This is a genomic window from Nakamurella alba (assembly GCF_009707545.1).
Taxonomy (GTDB): domain Bacteria; phylum Actinomycetota; class Actinomycetes; order Mycobacteriales; family Nakamurellaceae; genus Nakamurella; species Nakamurella alba.
This window is the reverse complement of the sequence record NZ_WLYK01000012.1, coordinates 83,479-101,221: the sequence shown is the minus strand read 5'-3', so window position 1 is coordinate 101,221 and position 17,743 is coordinate 83,479. Positions and strand designations below refer to the sequence as shown.

13 protein-coding genes and 1 pseudogene are annotated in these 17,743 nt (G+C 70.4%); 3 read left to right on the top strand and 11 right to left on the bottom strand.

What is annotated here, in order from left to right; translation table 11 throughout:
* Positions 1-39: 39 nt before the first annotated feature.
* The 8 genes from GIS00_RS23795 to GIS00_RS28075 all read right to left on the bottom strand — a co-directional run bounded on the left by GIS00_RS23795 (position 40) and on the right by GIS00_RS28075 (position 9,594).
* A complete protein-coding gene (locus GIS00_RS23795; protein WP_154770966.1) occupies positions 40-2,562 on the bottom strand; it encodes an HNH endonuclease signature motif containing protein in 2,523 nt (840 codons plus the stop codon).
* A complete protein-coding gene (locus GIS00_RS23790) occupies positions 2,480-2,815 on the bottom strand; it encodes a hypothetical protein (RefSeq protein WP_154770965.1) in 336 nt (111 codons plus the stop codon). The genes GIS00_RS23795 and GIS00_RS23790 overlap by 83 nt, the downstream gene beginning before the upstream one ends.
* A gap of 510 nt (positions 2,816-3,325) precedes the next feature.
* Positions 3,326-4,705: a cryptochrome/photolyase family protein gene (locus GIS00_RS23785; RefSeq protein ID WP_154770964.1), complete on the bottom strand. Its 1,380-nt coding sequence runs from the start codon at positions 4,703-4,705 to the stop codon at positions 3,326-3,328.
* Between the two features lie 28 nt (positions 4,706-4,733).
* On the bottom strand, positions 4,734-6,227 hold the full coding sequence (locus GIS00_RS23780; protein WP_154770963.1) for a hypothetical protein: 1,494 nt from the start codon (positions 6,225-6,227) through the stop codon (positions 4,734-4,736).
* Between the two features lie 263 nt (positions 6,228-6,490).
* Positions 6,491-6,730 carry a hypothetical protein gene (locus GIS00_RS23775; RefSeq protein ID WP_154770962.1) on the bottom strand — a complete coding sequence of 80 codons (240 nt, stop codon included), beginning with the start codon at positions 6,728-6,730 and terminating at the stop codon, positions 6,491-6,493.
* A 9-nt stretch (positions 6,731-6,739) separates the two neighbouring features.
* On the bottom strand, positions 6,740-7,651 hold the full coding sequence (locus GIS00_RS23770) for a DUF2971 domain-containing protein (protein WP_154770961.1): 912 nt from the start codon (positions 7,649-7,651) through the stop codon (positions 6,740-6,742).
* 29 nt (positions 7,652-7,680) lie between these two features.
* Complete coding sequence (locus GIS00_RS23765) at positions 7,681-8,991, bottom strand: citrate synthase (protein WP_154770960.1); 1,311 nt, start codon at positions 8,989-8,991, stop codon at positions 7,681-7,683.
* A gap of 333 nt (positions 8,992-9,324) precedes the next feature.
* Positions 9,325-9,594, bottom strand: coding sequence for a hypothetical protein (locus GIS00_RS28075; RefSeq protein WP_154770959.1), 270 nt, complete (start codon positions 9,592-9,594; stop codon positions 9,325-9,327).
* Between GIS00_RS28075 and GIS00_RS23755 the strand changes: the two genes are divergently transcribed.
* Positions 9,569-10,558, top strand: a complete 990-nt coding sequence (locus GIS00_RS23755; protein ID WP_154770958.1) for a polysaccharide deacetylase family protein — start codon at positions 9,569-9,571, stop codon at positions 10,556-10,558. The two genes, GIS00_RS28075 and GIS00_RS23755, sit on opposite strands and share 26 nt — an antisense overlap.
* A gap of 11 nt (positions 10,559-10,569) precedes the next feature.
* Here the strand turns inward: GIS00_RS23755 and GIS00_RS23750 are convergent, their stop codons facing one another.
* A complete protein-coding gene (locus GIS00_RS23750; protein ID WP_154770957.1) occupies positions 10,570-11,328 on the bottom strand; it encodes a MerR family transcriptional regulator in 759 nt (252 codons plus the stop codon).
* Between the two features lie 227 nt (positions 11,329-11,555).
* Here GIS00_RS23750 and GIS00_RS23745 point away from each other — a divergent pair, with 227 nt between their 5' ends.
* Positions 11,556-12,548, top strand: a complete 993-nt coding sequence (locus GIS00_RS23745; protein WP_154770956.1) for an NAD(P)-dependent alcohol dehydrogenase — start codon at positions 11,556-11,558, stop codon at positions 12,546-12,548.
* A 12-nt stretch (positions 12,549-12,560) separates the two neighbouring features.
* Here GIS00_RS23745 and GIS00_RS23740 read toward each other — a convergent pair whose 3' ends face one another.
* Both GIS00_RS23740 and GIS00_RS23735 read right to left on the bottom strand, forming a co-directional pair.
* Positions 12,561-14,564, bottom strand: a complete 2,004-nt coding sequence (locus tag GIS00_RS23740; protein ID WP_230314070.1) for an ArnT family glycosyltransferase — start codon at positions 14,562-14,564, stop codon at positions 12,561-12,563.
* A 16-nt stretch (positions 14,565-14,580) separates the two neighbouring features.
* Positions 14,581-16,476 carry an ArnT family glycosyltransferase gene (locus GIS00_RS23735; RefSeq protein ID WP_154770954.1) on the bottom strand — a complete coding sequence of 632 codons (1,896 nt, stop codon included), beginning with the start codon at positions 16,474-16,476 and terminating at the stop codon, positions 14,581-14,583.
* Here GIS00_RS23735 and GIS00_RS28070 point away from each other — a divergent pair.
* Positions 16,411-17,550 (top strand): annotated as a pseudogene (locus GIS00_RS28070) (MFS transporter); the annotation flags it as partial. The gene GIS00_RS23735 and the pseudogene GIS00_RS28070 overlap by 66 nt on opposite strands.
* Positions 17,551-17,743 lie beyond the last annotated feature (193 nt).

Genomic DNA, 17,743 nt, shown 5'->3' with positions numbered 1-17,743 from the left:
CCACCCGGTCGCCGCAGCTCGCCACAGCGGCAGGCCCGTTCAGAACGGCGGGGTGTCGTCATCGTGGTCCTCGGTCTGCCATGCGGGTTCCCATTCGCCGGGGTCGGTGATGGCGGGTGGGGGTCTTCGGGTGGTGCGGCCGAGAGCGCTGACCAGCGTCGCTGAACGGTCTGCGTGTTCGGTGATGGTCCAGGCGGTGAAGGTCTTCAATCGGTGGTGGAACCGGCAGAGCGGTCGGAGGTTGCGCAGGGTCGTCTTGCCGCCGGCGGCGGGATTGTTGTGGTCGAAGGGCTCGCCGTGGTCGACGTCGCAGCGTTCGGCTTTGCGGTTGCAGCCCACCCAGGAGCAGGTCTGGGTCAGCAGCATGACCTTGCGCCGCAGGCTCCCGGGTGGGACGTAGACCCGGTCGGACACCCCGACGGGTGCTCCGGTGTCCGGGTCGATCACGAGCAGAGTGACCGAGTTCGCGGCTTTGAGGAGTTGTCGGGCGAGGTCGGGTGAGATGCACCCGAAGCCGGACATGTCGCCAGGGTGGTCGGCCAGGCCCGCGAGGGCTTCGAGCGAGATGGTGATGACGCCGTTCCAGGGCAGCGCCGGGTTCACGGCGCGGTCCTGCCACACCGGTGCTCTCCACTTCGGTGCGGGTGGGCGAGGTGTGTCGGGGTCGTCGAACCGGAAGGGATCGAACGGAGGCGGGTCGCCGGGATCCGCATCGCCGAGGCTCTCCTCGGGCTCCGAGTGACCTGCCGGATCTCCGTCGGGCGGCTCGGATTCTGAACATCCAGTGGCCTCCGGGGCCACCGGATGTTGAGAATCGCAACGGCTCTCGGGCTCCGGATCCGCCTCGGTATCGACATCCGCGGGCTGCGAGTCCGTGTCTTCGGCAGAATCGCCGCCAACACCTCCATCGGCCGTATCGTCGTCGCCACCGGTATCAGCGTTGTCGCCGACGATCACAGTGTTGTCGTCGGCGGTCTCAGCGTTGTCGTTGTCCGCTTCGCGACAGTCGACATCGACATCGACATCGACGGGTCCATCTGCCGCACCCGTGGTGTCAGAGCTGTCACCCATCACGCCACGGTCGCCGGCCTCGTGGGCGTCACCTGTGGCGTCCGTGCCGGCCGAGTCGTCGGTCATGTCAAGGGTTGCCGATTCGTCCGGCGAATCGGCGGCGGCAGGATCGGTGTCGGCATCTGTGCCATCGGCGTCAGCTTCGGCACTTGCGGTTCCGAAGGGACCTCCGCAGTCCGCCTGGTACTCGGCGTTCGCGGCGGATTCGGAAGCCGTATCGGAGTTGTTGTCGGTCGTTTCACCGACCTCGTCCACAACAGCATCGGCACGTCGGCCATCCGGCCCTACACCCGTGGCCTCGTCGGCGTTGTCGCCAACCTCGGAAGAATCGCTGTCGGTTTCCTCGGTGTGTGGCTCGTCTTCTCTGTTGCCCTCGTGCACGATGGCATCGCCAAGGCGGCCATCCGGCTCTTCGTCCGTGACGACCTCCTCAGCGAGGTCATCGGCTATACCTTCATCGACGACGTCCTCGTACTCATCGTCGTCGGGCATGTCTCCGCCGGCGGCGACGTGTGCGGCGGCGGCGAGGATCTCACGGAGGTCGATGGTGCCGTGGGTGTGGAGCTGTTCGAAGATCGCGGCGAACGCATCCGCCCGGCACTGCTCCAGGGTCCGTCCGCCGGCGTTGCCCATGGTGCGGGCGATCTGGTCGACCAGCTGCTGCACCAGTTGGGCGTTCTCGGCGGTCAGGTCGGCGTAGAAGCGGGCCATCGCCCCGTCCAGGTCGTAGCGGCCGGTGCAACGTCGGTTGAAGGCACGCTTCTCCGCCTCCGCCGCGTCCTCGGGTTCCAGGTCGGTGACGATCCGCTTGAGCAGGTACTCCAGCTTCGCCGGCGCCAGCCTCGGGGCGATCTTCAACGCCCGCCGTTCGAACTCGCACCACAAGGCGAGGTCGTTCAGCTTGCAGGCGTACTTGTGGATCATCGACGCCCGGGTCTGATCCAGCACACCCTCACGCAAGAGCTCGAGGGTGTCGGGCAACTCCCTGACCAGGGCCAGCGCCCGTTGCACATAGATGTTCCCCGACTTCGGGGACAGCACCAGCGCCGCGGCGATCTCCCCACCTGCCATGTCCTGCCGGGCCTTGGCCTGCTCCAGGGTGTCCATCAGATCGAAGAACTCCGCCTGTGAATCCGGGTTCGACGCCCGCAGATCGTAGATCCGCTCCGCGGCAGGGTCCTCACCCGCGTCGGAGTTCTGGCCGGCAGTGCCGTCTTCACCAGCTGCGCCCTCCCGACCAGCATCGCTGTCCAGAGCATCATCGCTGCCCTGACCAGCACCGGCGCCGACACCCGTGCCGGTGTCCTCACCAATAGCGAAATCCTGACCAGCTGTGCTGTCCTGACCATCAGCGCTGTCCTGATCAGCACCAGTGCTCTCACCATCGACACCCTGACCACCGGGGCCCTCACCTGCGGCGCTGCCAGCACGGCGAGAATCCTCTCGCGGCGTGCCGGACAGGTGCGTCCTGATCGGCAGCGGAGCCCTCATCCGCGCCGGTGCCCTTGGTGTGCTTGGCGGAGTGCTTGAGCAGACCTTCGGCGGTAGGAATCACGCCGGGCTCGGCCAGCCGGGCCATCCAGCCCTGCATCACGGCCTGCATGTACGAGATCGCCTGATGGCCCGCCGCGATCCCGTCGATCACCGTCCGGCCGGACAACTCGGCAGGGTCGAGGGTGGACAGCGCACGCAGCGCGTCTTCGGCGCGGCGTGCTGCCGGCGCCGTCTCCGACGTTGCTGTCATTGGTCCCACCCCGTTCCGCTTCCGTCATCACGACTCGCGAGATCTGCTGTGCCCTCATCCCCCTGGAGGTCACTCACATCAGAGTAGCAGCTGCACAGCTACCTTGGAACACATGTTCGCGACTATCTCGTTCTGCAACCAGTTGTCGACAGCCGGTCCTCACCCGTGGACACGCTCCAGCGAGGTACAGCCGGGCCTCCGGGCACCTTCGTCGGACGAGCGGCTACGTCGTTGTTGTCTCCGACAGGCATCAGCATGGACCAGCCCACCGACAGTCGGTTCGGATGCCGGAGTTCAGTGCGGCAAGCACGCCATCAGGTGATGACCGCCGGCTCGGCCGCCACGGCGGACCCGGTCGGCGTCGGCGGATGACGACGCGGGCGCGCGCCACCCCCCGGGCCGGAAGTCCGGCGGCAACCAGGGGTGTCGCGCGGCCATCCCTGGCCGCCTGGAGCAACTGCGAAGTACGACAGCGCGGTGACCAGAAGGTGGCGGCAATCTCTCCACTGCTCAGCGCGGCCGCTGCTCCCAGTCGCTGAGGGCGTGCTTGCGCTCGACGTCGTGCTCGACGATGCGGTCGGGATAGCCGGAGGGCAGGCCGTCGGGCAGGTCCCAGGGGCGATGCACGGCCTTGCCCTTCACCTCCCGCAGCTCGGGCACGTACTGCCGCACGTACTCGCCTGTCGGGTCGTGCTTCTCGCCCTGACCGACGGGGTTGAAGATGCGGTAGAAGGGCGCGGCCTGGGCGCCGGATCCGGCGACCCACTGCCAGCCGTGGGTGTTCGATGCGGCGTCACCGTCGATCAGGTGCTCCATGAAGTGCCGGGCTCCGAGCTGCCACGGGATGTGCAGGTCCTTGATCAGGAACGACGCGACTCCCATGCGGACCCGGTTGTGCATCCAGCCCTCCGCCAGCAGTTGCCGCATCCCGGCATCGATGTAGGGGAAGCCGGTCCGGCCCGCCTTCCACGCCTCCAGGTGTTCCTCGGCCCCCTTGCCGGTGTCCCAGCGCATCCGGTCGACGGCCGGATCCACCGATTTCGTCAGGGATTCCGGCTTGTGGAAGAGGATGTCGGCGTAGAAGTCGCGGAAGCCGAGCTCGCGGCGGTAGGACGCAGCACCGGCCGAGCGGTGCCGGGACAGGTCGGCGAGCAGGGTCCGGGGATGGATGGCGCCCCACTTCAGGTGCACCGACATGTGGCTGGTGCCGGGATGATCTGGGCGATCGCGTTCGGTGTCGTAGTCGGCGACAGCGGCCTCGCGGAAGTCCTTCCAGGCGGCCAGCGCGGCCTTCTCCCCGGCGTCCGGGACGGTCAGTCCGTCGTCGACGGCAACCGCGAGATCGGAGGCCGCCCAGCGTTTTCCACCACCGAGGTCGACCGACTCCGGGTCGATCCAGTGCACGCCGGTGCCGGACTTCGCCGGAGCGCGCCAGCCGTGCTCGGACCAGGCCCGGTGGAAGGGTGTGAACACCGCGTACGGGGTGCCGTCCGGCTTGCGGACCCGGCCGGGGGAGATGGCATAGGCGGAACCCGTTGCGTGCCAGTCGCACCCGGCCTTCTCGAGTGCCTCCTGGACCAGACCGTCCCGGCGGCGGCCGTACGGTCCGAAGTCCTCGCTGACGTGGACCGCCTCGGCCTCGACCGAGCGCACCAGTCGTGGGATCACCGACTCCGGCCGGCCGTGCACGATCAGCAGCCGGCCGCCCATCGTGTCGTCCAGCGCTTCGAGGGTGCGGGCCAGGAAGGCCCGGCGCGGCGCCCCGGACGGCTTCAGGAGGGCGTCGTCGGCGACGAAAACCCCGAGCACGTCACCGGCTGCCGACGCCTCCGCCAGTGCCGGGTGGTCGCCGAGTCGGAGATCCCTGCGGAACCACAGCACGCGCGTCATGGGGAATGCGTACCCACGACGCGAGCGGTCAACCCATCATCGCCGGGCGGGCGAACTGCGGGTCGTTCACCTCGTCCGGCATCCGGACGACCTCGACCTGACCGGACAGGATGGACACCCGCGCAGCTCCGCGATGGTCGGCGCCGACCAGGAAGTGGTCGGGGTCCTCCCAGACCAGGTTGTCGAATCGCGGTCCGTGCCGGTGGAAGGCGTTCACGCCCAGCTGGGACGGCAGCAGGAACTCCTGCACCACGACCTCTGTCGAGGCGAAGTCCCAGCGGCGGAGTCGGAACGGCGCGTCCATCCGGTCCTGCCGGACCCGGGTCAGCCCGAACACGAACCGGCCACCGGGGACCACGTCGACGTCGTACTCGTCCATCAGCGTCCAGGTCGTGCCGTCGGCACGGACGACGTCCGTCCCCCCGGGGCCGTCGCGGAGCCGGAGACCGGATCGATCGTCGATCCTGACGCATCTGTCGACCTGCTCGACGGGTTCCCGGCCGGGCCGCCACGCCAGGGTCCGTTCCTCGGTGAAGGTGTCGGCGGCGAAGTACACCGCGCCGTTGTGCCAGCCGATCAGCGAGAGGTCGCGCTTGAAGTCCCAGGGCATCTCGGTGACCGAGAGATCGGTGAGGTCGAGCACCACCAGGCCGTGCCTCGGCCGTCGGGGCGAGTACTTCGACACGTCGATCGCCACCCGTGTCCCTGATGCGTCGGCCATCGCGGGGTAGCCGGAGGCCACCGGGAGGTCCAGCGAGGTGAGATCGGGGCGGATCAGCAGCGAGCGGTCCTCGCGGATCGCGAGCGTCCCGAACAGCGTTCCGAGAATCGTTGCGCTGCTGGTGTACTCGCGGAACCCCGGGAGTTCGGCGAAGTCGCCGGAGGGGCGCCGGATGTGCAGCCGCCCGTCGCCGCGGGAGAGCAGATCGGTCCGGGGTGGATCGCCGACGGGCAGTGACGTCGGCGGTGGCATGCCGAACTCGTCGCGACGGTCCGGGTCGGGTGGCGGGCCGCCCCAGGTCGCGCTGATCCAGCGGTCCGCGTCCGGAGGGAGGCCCTTGGGCAGCCCGAGGTAGATCCCGACGTTGCCGAATCCGGAGACCGGGAACGACGGATCCGGCCATGGCTCGGCCGAGTACACGACCTGCGCACCGCCGGGGCCGTCCGGGAAATCGGGTAGGTCCTGCAGATAGGTGAAGGCTTCCTCGTCGTCGTCGGACCCGGGGTCGACGCCGAGCCACGGTGCCGGCCGCGAGGACCCGGCGGCGGTCATCACGAACGTGCCCTGCCGGGGATCACCCTCGACCGTCAGCAGGCCGGTGACCTGCGCGGTGTCCAGCCCGGTCAGGATCCGACCGGTGTCGAGCCCGGTGACCCCGGCCAACTCGGGCAGCGACACCACCGCGGGGCGGAGCCAGGCCGCGATGATGTGCAGGTCTGCCGCCACGCCGTGCTCGAGGTCGCCCTCTCCTGGTGCCCATTCGGCCAGTTGCCGCGCCGTCCGGCGGGGCCAGCGGGGCATCGAAGGTGTGTCCACCGGCCAGAACTGCAGCAACCAGGTGTCTCCGGGGCCGTACAGGGGCGATTCGTCGGGATCCGGGACGCGCCCGGCCTGGCCGCGTCGACGGCCCACCCGGGCACCGGTAGAGGCCCGGTCTGCCGAGGGCCAGCACCTCGCCGACGGGGCCTCCGGTGACCTGCTCCAGCACGGCACCGCCGAACCCCGCCGCGTAGTTGATCTCGGTCACGTCCTCGTATTCCGGCCCGGGCGGCCGGGGCTCGGTGTCATGACTCTCCATCCGCACCACCTGCAGGACGTCGTTGTCCCCCGGCAGCACACAGCCAGCCGAGCCCGGCGCGCGCAAAGGTGCCGACCGGCGCCGCCTCGCCGGCGAAGTCGAACAGCGCATCGGTGCCGGGGTACCACAGGCCGTCGCCCGATCTCCCGTGGCGCCCATCGACCACCTTGAGCGTGCTGTACCAGCAGACGTACTCGTCGGTCTCGACGAACCCCAGCATCGTCAACGGATCTCCTCAGCCACGGAACGGGATGGCCGAGGCCACGACAGGGACACCGGTGTAGCCGTGCACCTCCAGCAGATCCCGCAGCGAGCGGGCGGAGTCGCGGGAGTGCGGGGAGGGGGAGATGGCGAGGGCGCGCACCGGAAGCGGCGACGGGGCACCCACGGTGGGGCCGGTGCCGGCCGGCGCACCGGTGAGTCGGATGTACGGCGCGATCCCGTAGGGAGTGGCCCGGTAGCGGACGAGCTCCCCGGGATGATCCACCCCGGCGCGCCGGTAGAGCACCGTGGACCACCGGGACTCGCGCTCGTCGGTGAATCCGACGTGCTTGGTCAGCAGCAGCGCCTGCTCCATGTCGTCCACCAGCTCGGAGACCTCGGCGAGCAGCTCGGCCGGCGAGGCGCCGGCCTCGAAGAGCTGCTGCGCCCGGCGCACCTCGTCCTCCAGGTTGTCGAACACCGCCTCCACCAGCCGGTGCTGGTCGTCGTCCGCATACCGGACCGGCGACCAGGACCGGTGCCGGATGGCATCGGGGACGGCAGGTCCGGCACCTTCGCAGAGCGCCGCGAGCGGCGCCGAGGGGTCGAGACCGAGCGCGTAGGACTCACCGCGGCCGCCGTAGTTCCGCCACACCGCCAGCAGGTCCCAGTCGAGGGCGGCACTGAGCACGAAGAACTCCGGCGACGGCCGCGCCGGGTGCCGCCCCGGGCTCTCCAGCGCACCGTGCAGCCAGCGGAAGAAGGCGTTCTCGCCCGACCTCCGGCGCACTTCCTCGACCAGTCGACGGCCGCCCAGCGCGACCTCGCCCGAATCGTTGAGGAACCGGGACGACGTCGCCCACAGCTGGTGGCCGGACAGGATCGACAGCAGGCCGCCGGCATCCGTGTAGTGCCAGACGAGTCCGGCCGGGGCATCGGCGTCCATCGGTCAGGACCGGTCCGGAGGCGAACCCGTCAGCGGTCGGCGGCGGGGGTGTAGGCGCGCTCCGGGTAACCGGTGTAGACCTGCCGCGGGCGACCGATCTTCGTCATCGGGTCGTTGATCATCTCGCGCCACTGGGCGATCCAGCCGGGCAGCCGTCCGATCGCGAACAGCACGGTGAACATCTTGGTCGGGAAGCCCATGGCCTTGTAGATCAGACCGGTGTAGAAGTCGACGTTCGGGTAGAGCTTGCGCTCGATGAAGTACTCGTCGGAGAGCGCGATCTCCTCGAGCTGCTTGGCCAGGTCGAGCAGCTCGTCGTCGCCGCCGAGCGAGGCGAGGATCTCGTCGGCGGTGGCCTTCACCAGCGCGGCCCGCGGGTCGTAGTTCTTGTAGACGCGGTGTCCGAAGCCCATCAGCTTGACGCCGGGCTCCTTGTTCTTGACCCGCTTCACGAACGAGGAGATGTCCCCGCCCTCGGAGCGGATCGACGACAGCATCTGCAGCACGGCCTCGTTGGCCCCGCCGTGCAGCGGCCCGTAGAGGGCGTTGATGCCGGCCGCCACCGATACGAACATGTTGGCGTGCGCCGACCCGACGAGGCGGACGGTGGAGGTCGAGCAGTTCTGCTCGTGATCGGCGTGCAGGATCAGCAGCTGGTCCAGTGCGCGCGCCAGCTTGGGGTCGACCACGTACGGCTCGGCCGGGAAGCCGAAGGACATGCGCAGGAAGTTCTCCACCAGGCCGAGGGAGTTGTCCGGGTAGAGCAGCGGCTGGCCGATCGACTTGCGGTACGCGTAGGCGGCCAGGGTGGGCAGCTTCGCGAGCAGGCGGATCGTGGACAGCTCGACCTGCTCGGGATTGAACGGGTCCAGCGAGTCCTGGTAGAAGGTCGACAGCGCACTGACCGAGCTGGACAGCACCGGCATCGGGTGCGCGTCCCGTGGGAAGCCGTCGAAGAACCGCTTCAGGTCCTCGTGCAGCAGGGTGTGCCGGCTGATCCGCGAGGTGAAGGACTCCAGGTCGGAGGCCGACGGCAGCTCGCCGTAGATCAGCAGGTAGGCGGTCTCGATGAAGGTCGACTGCTGCGCCAGCTGGTCGATCGGGTAGCCCCGGTAGCGGAGGATCCCGGCATCGCCGTCGATGTAGGTGATCTTCGAGGTGGTGGAACCGGTGTTCGTGTAGCCCGGGTCCAGGGTGACCATGCCGGTGGTCCCGAGCAGCTTGGAGATGTCCAGCCCGGAGGCGCCCTCGGTCGCGGTGGTGACCTTCAGATCCAGGGACGTGCCGCCGTAGCTCAGCTCGCCGCTGGCCGGCTGCTGGGTGTCTGCCGTATCGGACATGGTCCGCCTTCCGTCCGCATCGTTGCCGCCCGGCCGAGCCACCGGGATATCCCCCGTACGACGCCGACCGGCAGGTGCCTGTCCGGAGAATCTACCGAGCGCCCTGGTGCGGGCGGGAATCGGTACGGCGTGATGCCCGTCCCGTCGGGGTCGCCACGGTGGGTCTCACGTCGATCCGATACCCGCCGTGCGACCCTCTTTACTGTTTGTTGACCGCCCGCGGCCTGCCGGGACGGCGACGAGTGGGTCTCGAGACGAGTGGGGTGCGATGCGGACCAGGTACCTGGTGCTGGCGGTGGTGCTGGTCATCGCCGTGGTGACGGGCGTACTGATCTACCAGGGCAATCGGACGGACACCGCCGGCGGCGGCACCGTCACGGTGACCTCGAACGTCACGGTGGGCGGCAGCACCGCCTCGGGCGGGTCGAGTGTCGCGTCCTCCGCCTCGTCGGCGACCTCGGCCCCGCCCAGCTCCGCATCGTCCGCCTCGTCGGCGACGTCGGCCCCGCCCAGCTCGGCGTCCTCGCCGCAGACCAGCGCGAGCACGCCGAGCGGCACGAAGCCGAGCAACGTGCCGATGACCAAGCTGAAGCCGGGGGACACCCCGCCGCAGTTCATCATCTTCTCCTTCGACGGCGCCGGCTCCCACGAGAAGTGGCAGGAGTTCATGGCCGCCGCGGAGAAGACCGACTCCCGGTTCAACGGTTTCCTCACCGGCCTCTACCTGCTGACCGACGAGAACGCGGACCGCTACACCGGCCCGGGCCACGCCCAGGGTTCGTCCTCCGTGGGCTTCGGCGGGACCGGCGAGGAGGTCGCGACGCTGATCGAGGACCTCAACGAGGCCTACTCGCGTGGTCATGAGATCGGCACCCACTACAACGGCCACTTCTGCTCCGGCGCCGAGCCGAGCGGCAGCGTGTGGACCACCGCCGACTGGAACAACGAGCTGGACCAGTTCTTCGGGTTCCTGGAGAACTACAAGCAGAACAACCCGGGTGTGACCCTGCCGGACCTGACCGTGCCGCTGGACACCATCAAGGGCGGCCGCACCCAGTGCCTGGAGGGCATCTGGCAGCAGCTGGTCCCGGCCTGGAAGGAGCACGGGTTCACCTACGACTCGTCGATGAACTCGCCGACCTCCGGCATCTCCTGGCCGGTGCTGCGTGACGGCATCTGGGAGTTCTACATGCCGTACGTCTACTCGCCGGGCTTCGACGGCATGGTGATCAACATGGACTACAACATGTGGGTCAAGTACAACGGCGGGGCGAACGAGCCGGGTACCGAGGCCGACCTGCGCCAGAAGGTCTACGAGACCTACCAGTTCCTCTACGACGAGGCCTACGCCGGCAACCGGGCGCCGATCCTGGTGGCGAACCACTTCAACAACTGGAACGGCAACTCGTTCAACCCCGCCGTGCTGCAGTTCATGGAGAACTACTGCGGCGAGCCGGACACCTACTGCACCACCTACTCCGACGTCATCGCCTGGATGGAGCTCCAGGACCCGGCCGTGCTGGACGAGATCCTGAACCAGGGCTCGGTGGCCGCCGAAGCACCCTGATCCTGCGCGGCTCAGGCCTCGTGGCGAGAGGCGTTGGCGTGGATGGCATCCCGTAGCCAGCCCGCCAGTCCCGGCGCGACCTCGTCGTAGGTGCGGGTGAAACGCTCGTCGGCGACGTACATGTCGCCGAGACCGCGGTGCATGGCGTACGAGCAGTCGTAGAACATCTCGATGCCCCGCCGGTGCTCCTCGGCCAGGTCCATCGCGGCCGGGGAGTCGGCCGCCGCCCCCGACGTCATGGCCTCGGCCAGTCGCCGGTTGAGATCGTCGGTGCTCTCCTTGATCTCGATCCACTGCTGCTTGGTGAGCTTGCCGGCCCGCTGCTGCGACTGCCGCCAGGCCTCGGAGTCGCCCCAGCGCTGCTCCGCCTCGGTCTCGTAGTCCTCGGAGTAGTTCGGCCCGAAGATCTCGAACTTCTCCTGCGGGGTCAGTTGGATCCCCATGCTGTCCGCCTCCATCTCCTTCTCGATCGCCTCGATCATCGTGTGCAGACGCCCGATCCGCCCGGTCAGCAATTCGTGCTGCCGGCGCAGGTGGGCGCGGGTGTCCGCGCCCGGGTCGTCCAGGATGGTCGCGATCTCCTCCAGCGGGAACCCGAGCTCGCGGTAGAAGAGAATGTGCCGCAACCGGTCCAGGTCCCGTTCGGCGTACTGCCGGTAGCCGCTGCCGGTCCGGCCCTGCGGCTCCAGCAGCCCGATCCGGCCGTAGTGGTGCAACGTCCGGACGGTCACGCCGGCCAGCCCGGCCACCTGCCCGATGCTGTAGCTCATCGCTCCTCCTCCCACGTGTCGGTGTCCCGCTGATTCCGATGTCCCGGCCGGTCGGCCCGGACAGGAACGACTCAACAGCCTGACGCTACGTCAGGGTCAAGCACCTTTTCCGGACCGATTCGGGTGGAGGTCAGGGATGTCCCCGATACCCGTTCGCACAGGGAATTCCTAGGGTCTGTCGCAGAGCGAAGTGTCCCGAACGACAGGCGCGACCCGAAGGAGCCGGGATGAAGGCGTTGGTGCAGGCGCGGTACGGGCCCGCGGAACAACTCTCGTTCGAGGAGGTACCGGACCCGACCCCCGGGCGCGGGGAGGTGCTGGTCGCGGTGCGCGCGGCGTCGGTGAACGCCGCCGACTGGCACGTGATGCGCGGGGACCCCTACCTGGCCCGGCTGATGGCGCCCGGGATCTTCGGGCTGCGCGGCCCGCGGAACAAGGTGCGGGGACGTGACGTCGCCGGCGTGGTGGAGGCCGCCGGACCCGATGTGCGCCACCTGCGGGTCGGTGACCGGGTGTTCGGCGAGCTGGCGAAGGACGGTGCGTTCGCCGAGAAGGTCTGCGCCCACGAGGATCTGCTCGAGATACTGCCGCTCGAGGTGCCCTTCGACCGGGCCGCGGCGTTACCGCTGGCCGGCGGTACGGCCCTGGGAGCGGTGCGGGCGGGGAAGGTCGGCCCCGGGCAGAAGGTGCTGATCAACGGGGCGTCCGGGGGTGTCGGTACCTACGCGGTGCAGATGGCGGTCGCCCTCGGCGCCGAGGTCACCGGGGTGTGCAGTGGGCGGAACCTGGAGATGGTCCGGTCCCTCGGTGCAGAGGACGTGATCGACTACGGTGCCGCCGATTTCACCGCGGCCGGCCGGCAGTGGGACGTCATCGTCGACCTGGCGGCCAGCCGTTCCCTGTCGGAGCTGCGGCGTGCGCTGACGCCCACCGGGACCCTGGTGCTGACCGGCGGCGGCCGGTCGGAGGGTGGCAGCTTCTTCGGGCCGATGGGGCTGATGATCGGCGCCGGGGTGCGGTCGTTGTTCTCGAAACCCCAGCGTCTGGTGATCTTCTCGGCGAAGCCCGATCGGGCGCTGCTGCGTGACCTGTTGGCGATGCAGCGGGAAGGTGCGATCCGTCCGGTGGTGGACCGCGCCTTCCATCTGTCCGAGGCCGCCGCCGCGATCCGCTACGTCGAGCTCGAGCATCCGCGGGCCAAGGTGCTGATCGCGGTCTAGTCGACCGGCCGTCTAGGAGTTCAACACGTACACCGTGGTGCCGCCGATGGTGGTGGCGGTGTAGTTCGCCTCCACCCAGGCGGTGATCTGCGAGGCGGAGGTGTCCCCGGAACCGCCTGCACCGCCACCCGTGCCGCCGCCGCCCATGCCGCCCATCCCGCCGCCGGAGGCGATGAAGTAGGTGATCTCCCCGTCGGCCACGTACTGCTGGAACTGTTCCAGGGTCGGCGAGTCGTCACTGCCGCTCCAGCCGCCGATCGCCATCACGGCGGTGTCGGTGGACAAGATGTACCCGGCGGCGCTCTGGTCGCCGATCACCGCGGCCGACCAGCGGGTGGTGGTGGCGTCGAGGGCAGCGGTCAACTCGGTGCCCGAGGAGCCCGAGGTGCCGGAGGACGTCACCATGCCCCGTCCGCCGCCACTGCCACCGCCACCGCCGGCGCCGAAGCCGCCCTGGGACGAGGTGGACGCCGGCCCGGAGGTAGGGATGGAACCACTGTGCGCCTGCGCCGCGGTCGCCACCGTCCAGGCCGTCGTCGCCCCGAGCGAGGTGATGGTGCCCACCAGAACGGCAGCCACGGCGAGCTTCTTCAGCCGCCCGGCCGACACCAGCAGCAGCGCGGCGCCGGCGAGCCCGCCGACCAGCACCACCCATCGCAGCCACGGCAGCCAGTCGGCCGCGTTGCGCTGCAACAGGTACCAGCCCCAGACCGCGGTGACCGCGATCATCGCCGCGAGGGCGCCGCGGGCAAGGTGCGAGCTCCGGCCGCGCCAGAGCTCCCGGCCGGCGACCGCCACGGTCGCGGCGATCGCCGGGGCCAGGGCCACCGCGTAGTACGGGTGCACGGTGCCCTCCATGAAGGACAGCACCAGTGCCGTGACGAACAGCCAGCCGCCCCACAGGATCAGCGAGGCGCGGACCCGATCGGTGCGCGGCGCCGCACGGGTGAACCAGACACCGGCGATCACGGCGAGCAGCGCGGCCGGGAGCAGCCAGGAGATCTCCGTGCCGAAGGCCGAGCCGAACATCCGGCCCAGTCCGGTGGCGCCGCCGAAACCGGTGTTACCACCGACCGTCCCGCCACCACCGCCGCCGCCGTTCCCGTCACCGCCGAGGATCCGGCCCAGGCCGTTGTAGCCGAGTGCGAGTTCCCACAGCGAGTTGTTGGTGGACCCGCCGATGTAGGGGCGGGAGTCGGCCGGCCACAGCGCCACCAGTGCGACGAACCACCCGGCGGACACGATCATGGCGCCGAGCGCGGCGAGCAGGTGCCACAGTCGCGTCCGGAGCCGGGCGCGGCCGGCGACCAGGTAGGCGAGGCCGAAGCCCGGCAGCACCAGCAGACCCTGGAGCATCTTGGTGAGGAAGGCGAACCCGATCGCCGCACCGGCCAGCAGCAGCCAGCGCAGCGCGGTGCTCCGGCCGCTCCGCCGTCCCGGTGCGTCCTCGATCGCCCGGGTCACGCAGTAGGCGCCGAGGGTCATCAGCAGCACCAGCAGCGCATCCGGGTTGTCGAACCGGAACATCAGCGCGGCGACGGGGGTGAGCGCGACCAGCGCACCGGCCGCGAGACCGGCACCGTGTCCGGACCAGCGGCGCACGGTGGCGTAGGTCAATGCCACCGTGCCCACCCCCATCAGCGCCTGCGGGAGCAGCAGCGAGAACGAGCTGAAACCGAAGATGCGGGCCGAGAGCACCATCAGCCACAGCGATCCCGGCGGCTTGTCGACGGTGATGGAGTTCGCGGAGTCGAGCGACCCGAAGAGCCAGGCGGTCCACGACTCAGTACCGGACTTCACCGCCGCGGCGTAGAACTCGTTGGCGTAGCCGGACGAGGTGAGGTTCGTCAGGTAGAGCGCGGCGGTGCCGACGACCAGGGCCCAGAGCAGCGGCCTGGCCCAGCGCGGGTCGGCCGCATCGCCGAGAACCGCGCGCTGCCAGCGGTTCCGGCCCGATCGGGTGGGTGTCGCGGGTGCGGGTCCGTCGACGGCCGGGTGCGGAGCGGTGAGAGTCATGATCATCCTTCTGGGATCAGGCCGGGGTGAGGTCGTAGAGGGTGGTGCTGCCGACGGTGGTCGCGGCATAGTGCTGCTCCACCCACGCGGCGATCGCAGCGGCGTCGTCGGAACCGCTGTCGGACGAGCCGAGACCGGAACCGCCGATGAACCAGTGGATCTCGCCGGCCGCGACCATGGCCTGGAACTCGGCGAGGGTGGGCGCCGGGTCGGTGCCGTTGAACCCGCCGACCGCCATCACCGGGAGGCCGGTCGCCAGTTGGTACCCGGCGGCGTTGTTCGAGCCGACGACCGCTGCGGCCCAAGTGTAGTCGTCCGAGCCGGTGGTGAGTGCGGCGATCACCTCGGTCGACGGGGTCGGGCTGTTGAGCAGGCCGCTCGCCCCTCCGCCACCGCCCCCGCCTCGGCCGCCACCGGGCGCACCACCACCACCGCCGCCGAAGGACGATCCGGAGGTCGAGGGGCCGGCGGTGGGCAGCGCGCCGGTGTGCCCCTCGGAGACGGTGGCAGCCGTGTACGCCGCCGGGCCGGCGAGGCCGGCGACAAGGGCGAGGACCACCGCGACCGGGGGCAGCGCCCGGGCCCGGTCGGTCAGCAGACCGGCGAGCACCAGGCCGATGGCGCCGAGCACGGCGGCGGCGAGCACGACAGTGCCCAGCCACGGCAGGTAATCGCCGGTGCGGGCGAGCAGCACCTTCGACCAGAGACCGGTCAGCAGCACGGTTCCGGCCAGCGTGCCGATCGCGGCCGGCGAGCTGCGGTGCCGCCACAGCTCGCGGGCGCCGATGGCGATCAGCGCGGCCAGTGCCGGTGCCAGCGCCACCGCGTAGTAGGCGTGGATGATCCCCTGCATCAGCGAGAAGGTGACGCCGGTGACGAGAAGCCAACCGCCCCAGACGATCGCCGCCGCCCGCACCTGGTCCGTCCGTGGTCGGTGGCGGCGCAGCACCAGGACGGTGACCAGTCCGATCAGTGCGGCCGGCAGCAGCCAGGCGATCTGGCCGCCCATCTCCGAGTCGATCAGCTTGGTGACGGAACTGGAGTCCTGCCAGCCGACGCTGCCGACCTCGTCGCCGGTGAGCCGGCCGAAGCCGTTGTAGCCGAGCAGCAGGTCCCACACCGAGTTGGTCTGGGAACCGCCGATGTACGGCCGGTCGTCGGCCGGCCACAGGCTGACCACGACGGCCCACCACCCACCGGCCACGACCATCGCGCCCAGGGCCGCGGCGAGCTGCCCGATCCGGCGGCGCAGCCGCGGCGGTCCGGCCACCAGGTACGCCAGGCCGAACCCGGGCAGCACCAGGAAGGCCTGCATCATCTTTGCCAGGAACGCGATGCCGACGAACACGCCGCACCACAGCAGCCACCTCGTGCGGCCGGTGGCGATCGCCCGGGTGATCGCCCAGGCCCCGGCGACCAGACCCAGCACCATCAGCGCGTCCGGGTTGTTGAAGCGGAACATCAACGCCGCCACCGGGGTCAGTGCGAGTGCGGCACCGGCGAGCAGTCCGGCCCCGGCCCCGGACACCCGGCGGACCGTCGTGTACAGCAGGCCGACCGACGCCACGCCCATCAGCGCCTGCGGCAGCAGGATCGCGAACGAGCTCAGCCCGAAGACCCGCACCGAGAGCGCCATGAACCAGATGGAGGCCGGCGACTTGTCGACGGTGATCGCGTTCGCAGCGTCGGAGGAACCGAAGAAGAACGCCTTCCAGGACACCGATCCGGCCTGTGCCGCCGCCGAGTAGAACGCGTTCGCCCAGCCGGAGGCGGACAGGTTCACCAGGTACAGCGCCGCGGTACCGGCCAGCAGCAGGCCCAGCGCGGGCCGGGCCCACCGGGGCCCGTGCGGACCCGGGGGAGTGACCGGCGCCCCGGTAGGGGCGACGGCAGGTGGTGCGGTGGTGGTCATCGCACCAGCGTCGGGGCCGCACCGAAGCGGGCGCTGGGGGCCGGATGTGTCGTTGCTGTGCGGCCGCTCCGTCGAACGGCGGAATCCTGCGGCCGTCCGGTACGTCCGGTCGGCGCCGTGCGTCCCTTCCAGGTGAGATTGCGGACGCCGGTCGCGCTGGCGCTGGCGTGCGCCCTCTTCCAGGTCGCCGAACTCGGGTCCTGGGTGGCCGTGACCATCCGGGCGGAGGCGAACGGCGGGGTGCGCGAGGCCTCGGCCGTGCTGGTCGCGGAGCTGGTGCCGGCGGCGCTGGTGGCGCTGCTGATCGGCCGGCTGGTCCGGCCGGCCAACGCGGTGCGGATCCTGGTGCTGGGGCTCGCCGGGATGACCGCCGGACTGGGCGGTGCCGCCGTCGCGGTGGCGGTGGGTGGGTCGACCGGTCGGTGGGGGCTGTACGCCTGTGCCGTGCTGGCCTCGATGGCCACGGTGGTGGTCCGGCCCGCGCTGGGCGCGACGGTCGCGGCCACGGTGCTGGACCCGCGCCGCCGTGGTGCTTTCCAGGCGCTGCTGAGCTGGATCGGCGGCGGGGCGATGCTCGCCGGGCCGGTGGTGACCGGGGCCGCTGTCGCGGGTGGGGCACCGGAGGCGGCGTTCGTGGTGTTCGCCGCGGCGACCGCGATCGCAGCCTGCTGTGTGCTCGCGGTCCCGCATCGGCGGCGCGGTGCCTCAGGGCCGGTTCCGGTAACACCGCGTCGGATGGGTGGTGTGGTGCAGCGGGTCCGGTCGCAGCGCGGGGTGCCGGCGCTGCTCACCCTGCTCGCGGTGGAGGGGATGCTGATCGGCGCCCTCGACCTGTTGATCGTGGTGCTGCCCGGCAGCGGCGCGGATCCCGCCTACTACGCCACCGCGCTCGGCGGCGGAGCGCTGGCCGGAGGGGCGGTGGCCGGCATCCTGTCCCGGCGCGGCCACCTGGCCGTGGCCGCCGGCATCGCCGGTGCGGTCGCCGGTGGAGCGGTCGCCGGGCTGGCGCCGGCCGCGGTGGTCTGGGTGCTGCTGGGGGTGCTGGCCATCGCCGGGGCCGCGCTCGCGGCGCTGCGCGGACTGGGACATGCGCTGCTGCAGGTACTCTCGCCGGCCGTGCTGGCCGGACCGGCGTTCGCCGCCCTCGAGGGACTGGACATGGTCATGCTGCTGGTCGGGGTGCTGGTGGTCCCGGTGGCGATCACCCTGCTGGGGGTGCCCGGCGCCGTGCTGCTGCTGGGCGCGGCGTCGCTCGCCGCGGTGCTGT

What these genes read in the sequence shown, in the direction of transcription:
- GIS00_RS23795 (WP_154770966.1), bottom strand. Translation starts at nt 2,562, where the DNA reads ATGAGGGCTCCGCTGCCGATCAGGACGCACCTGTCCGGCACGCCGCGA.
- GIS00_RS23790 (WP_154770965.1), bottom strand. Translation starts at nt 2,815, where the DNA reads ATGACAGCAACGTCGGAGACGGCGCCGGCAGCACGCCGCGCCGAAGAC.
- GIS00_RS23785 (WP_154770964.1), bottom strand. Translation starts at nt 4,705, where the DNA reads ATGACGCGCGTGCTGTGGTTCCGCAGGGATCTCCGACTCGGCGACCAC.
- GIS00_RS23780 (WP_154770963.1), bottom strand. Translation starts at nt 6,227, where the DNA reads ATGCCCCGCTGGCCCCGCCGGACGGCGCGGCAACTGGCCGAATGGGCA.
- GIS00_RS23770 (WP_154770961.1), bottom strand. Translation starts at nt 7,651, where the DNA reads ATGGACGCCGATGCCCCGGCCGGACTCGTCTGGCACTACACGGATGCC.
- GIS00_RS23765 (WP_154770960.1), bottom strand. Translation starts at nt 8,991, where the DNA reads ATGTCCGATACGGCAGACACCCAGCAGCCGGCCAGCGGCGAGCTGAGC.
- GIS00_RS23755 (WP_154770958.1), top strand. Translation starts at nt 9,569, where the DNA reads ATGACCAAGCTGAAGCCGGGGGACACCCCGCCGCAGTTCATCATCTTC.
- GIS00_RS23750 (WP_154770957.1), bottom strand. Translation starts at nt 11,328, where the DNA reads ATGAGCTACAGCATCGGGCAGGTGGCCGGGCTGGCCGGCGTGACCGTC.
- GIS00_RS23745 (WP_154770956.1), top strand. Translation starts at nt 11,556, where the DNA reads ATGAAGGCGTTGGTGCAGGCGCGGTACGGGCCCGCGGAACAACTCTCG.
- GIS00_RS23740 (WP_230314070.1), bottom strand. Translation starts at nt 14,564, where the DNA reads ATGACTCTCACCGCTCCGCACCCGGCCGTCGACGGACCCGCACCCGCG.
- GIS00_RS23735 (WP_154770954.1), bottom strand. Translation starts at nt 16,476, where the DNA reads ATGACCACCACCGCACCACCTGCCGTCGCCCCTACCGGGGCGCCGGTC.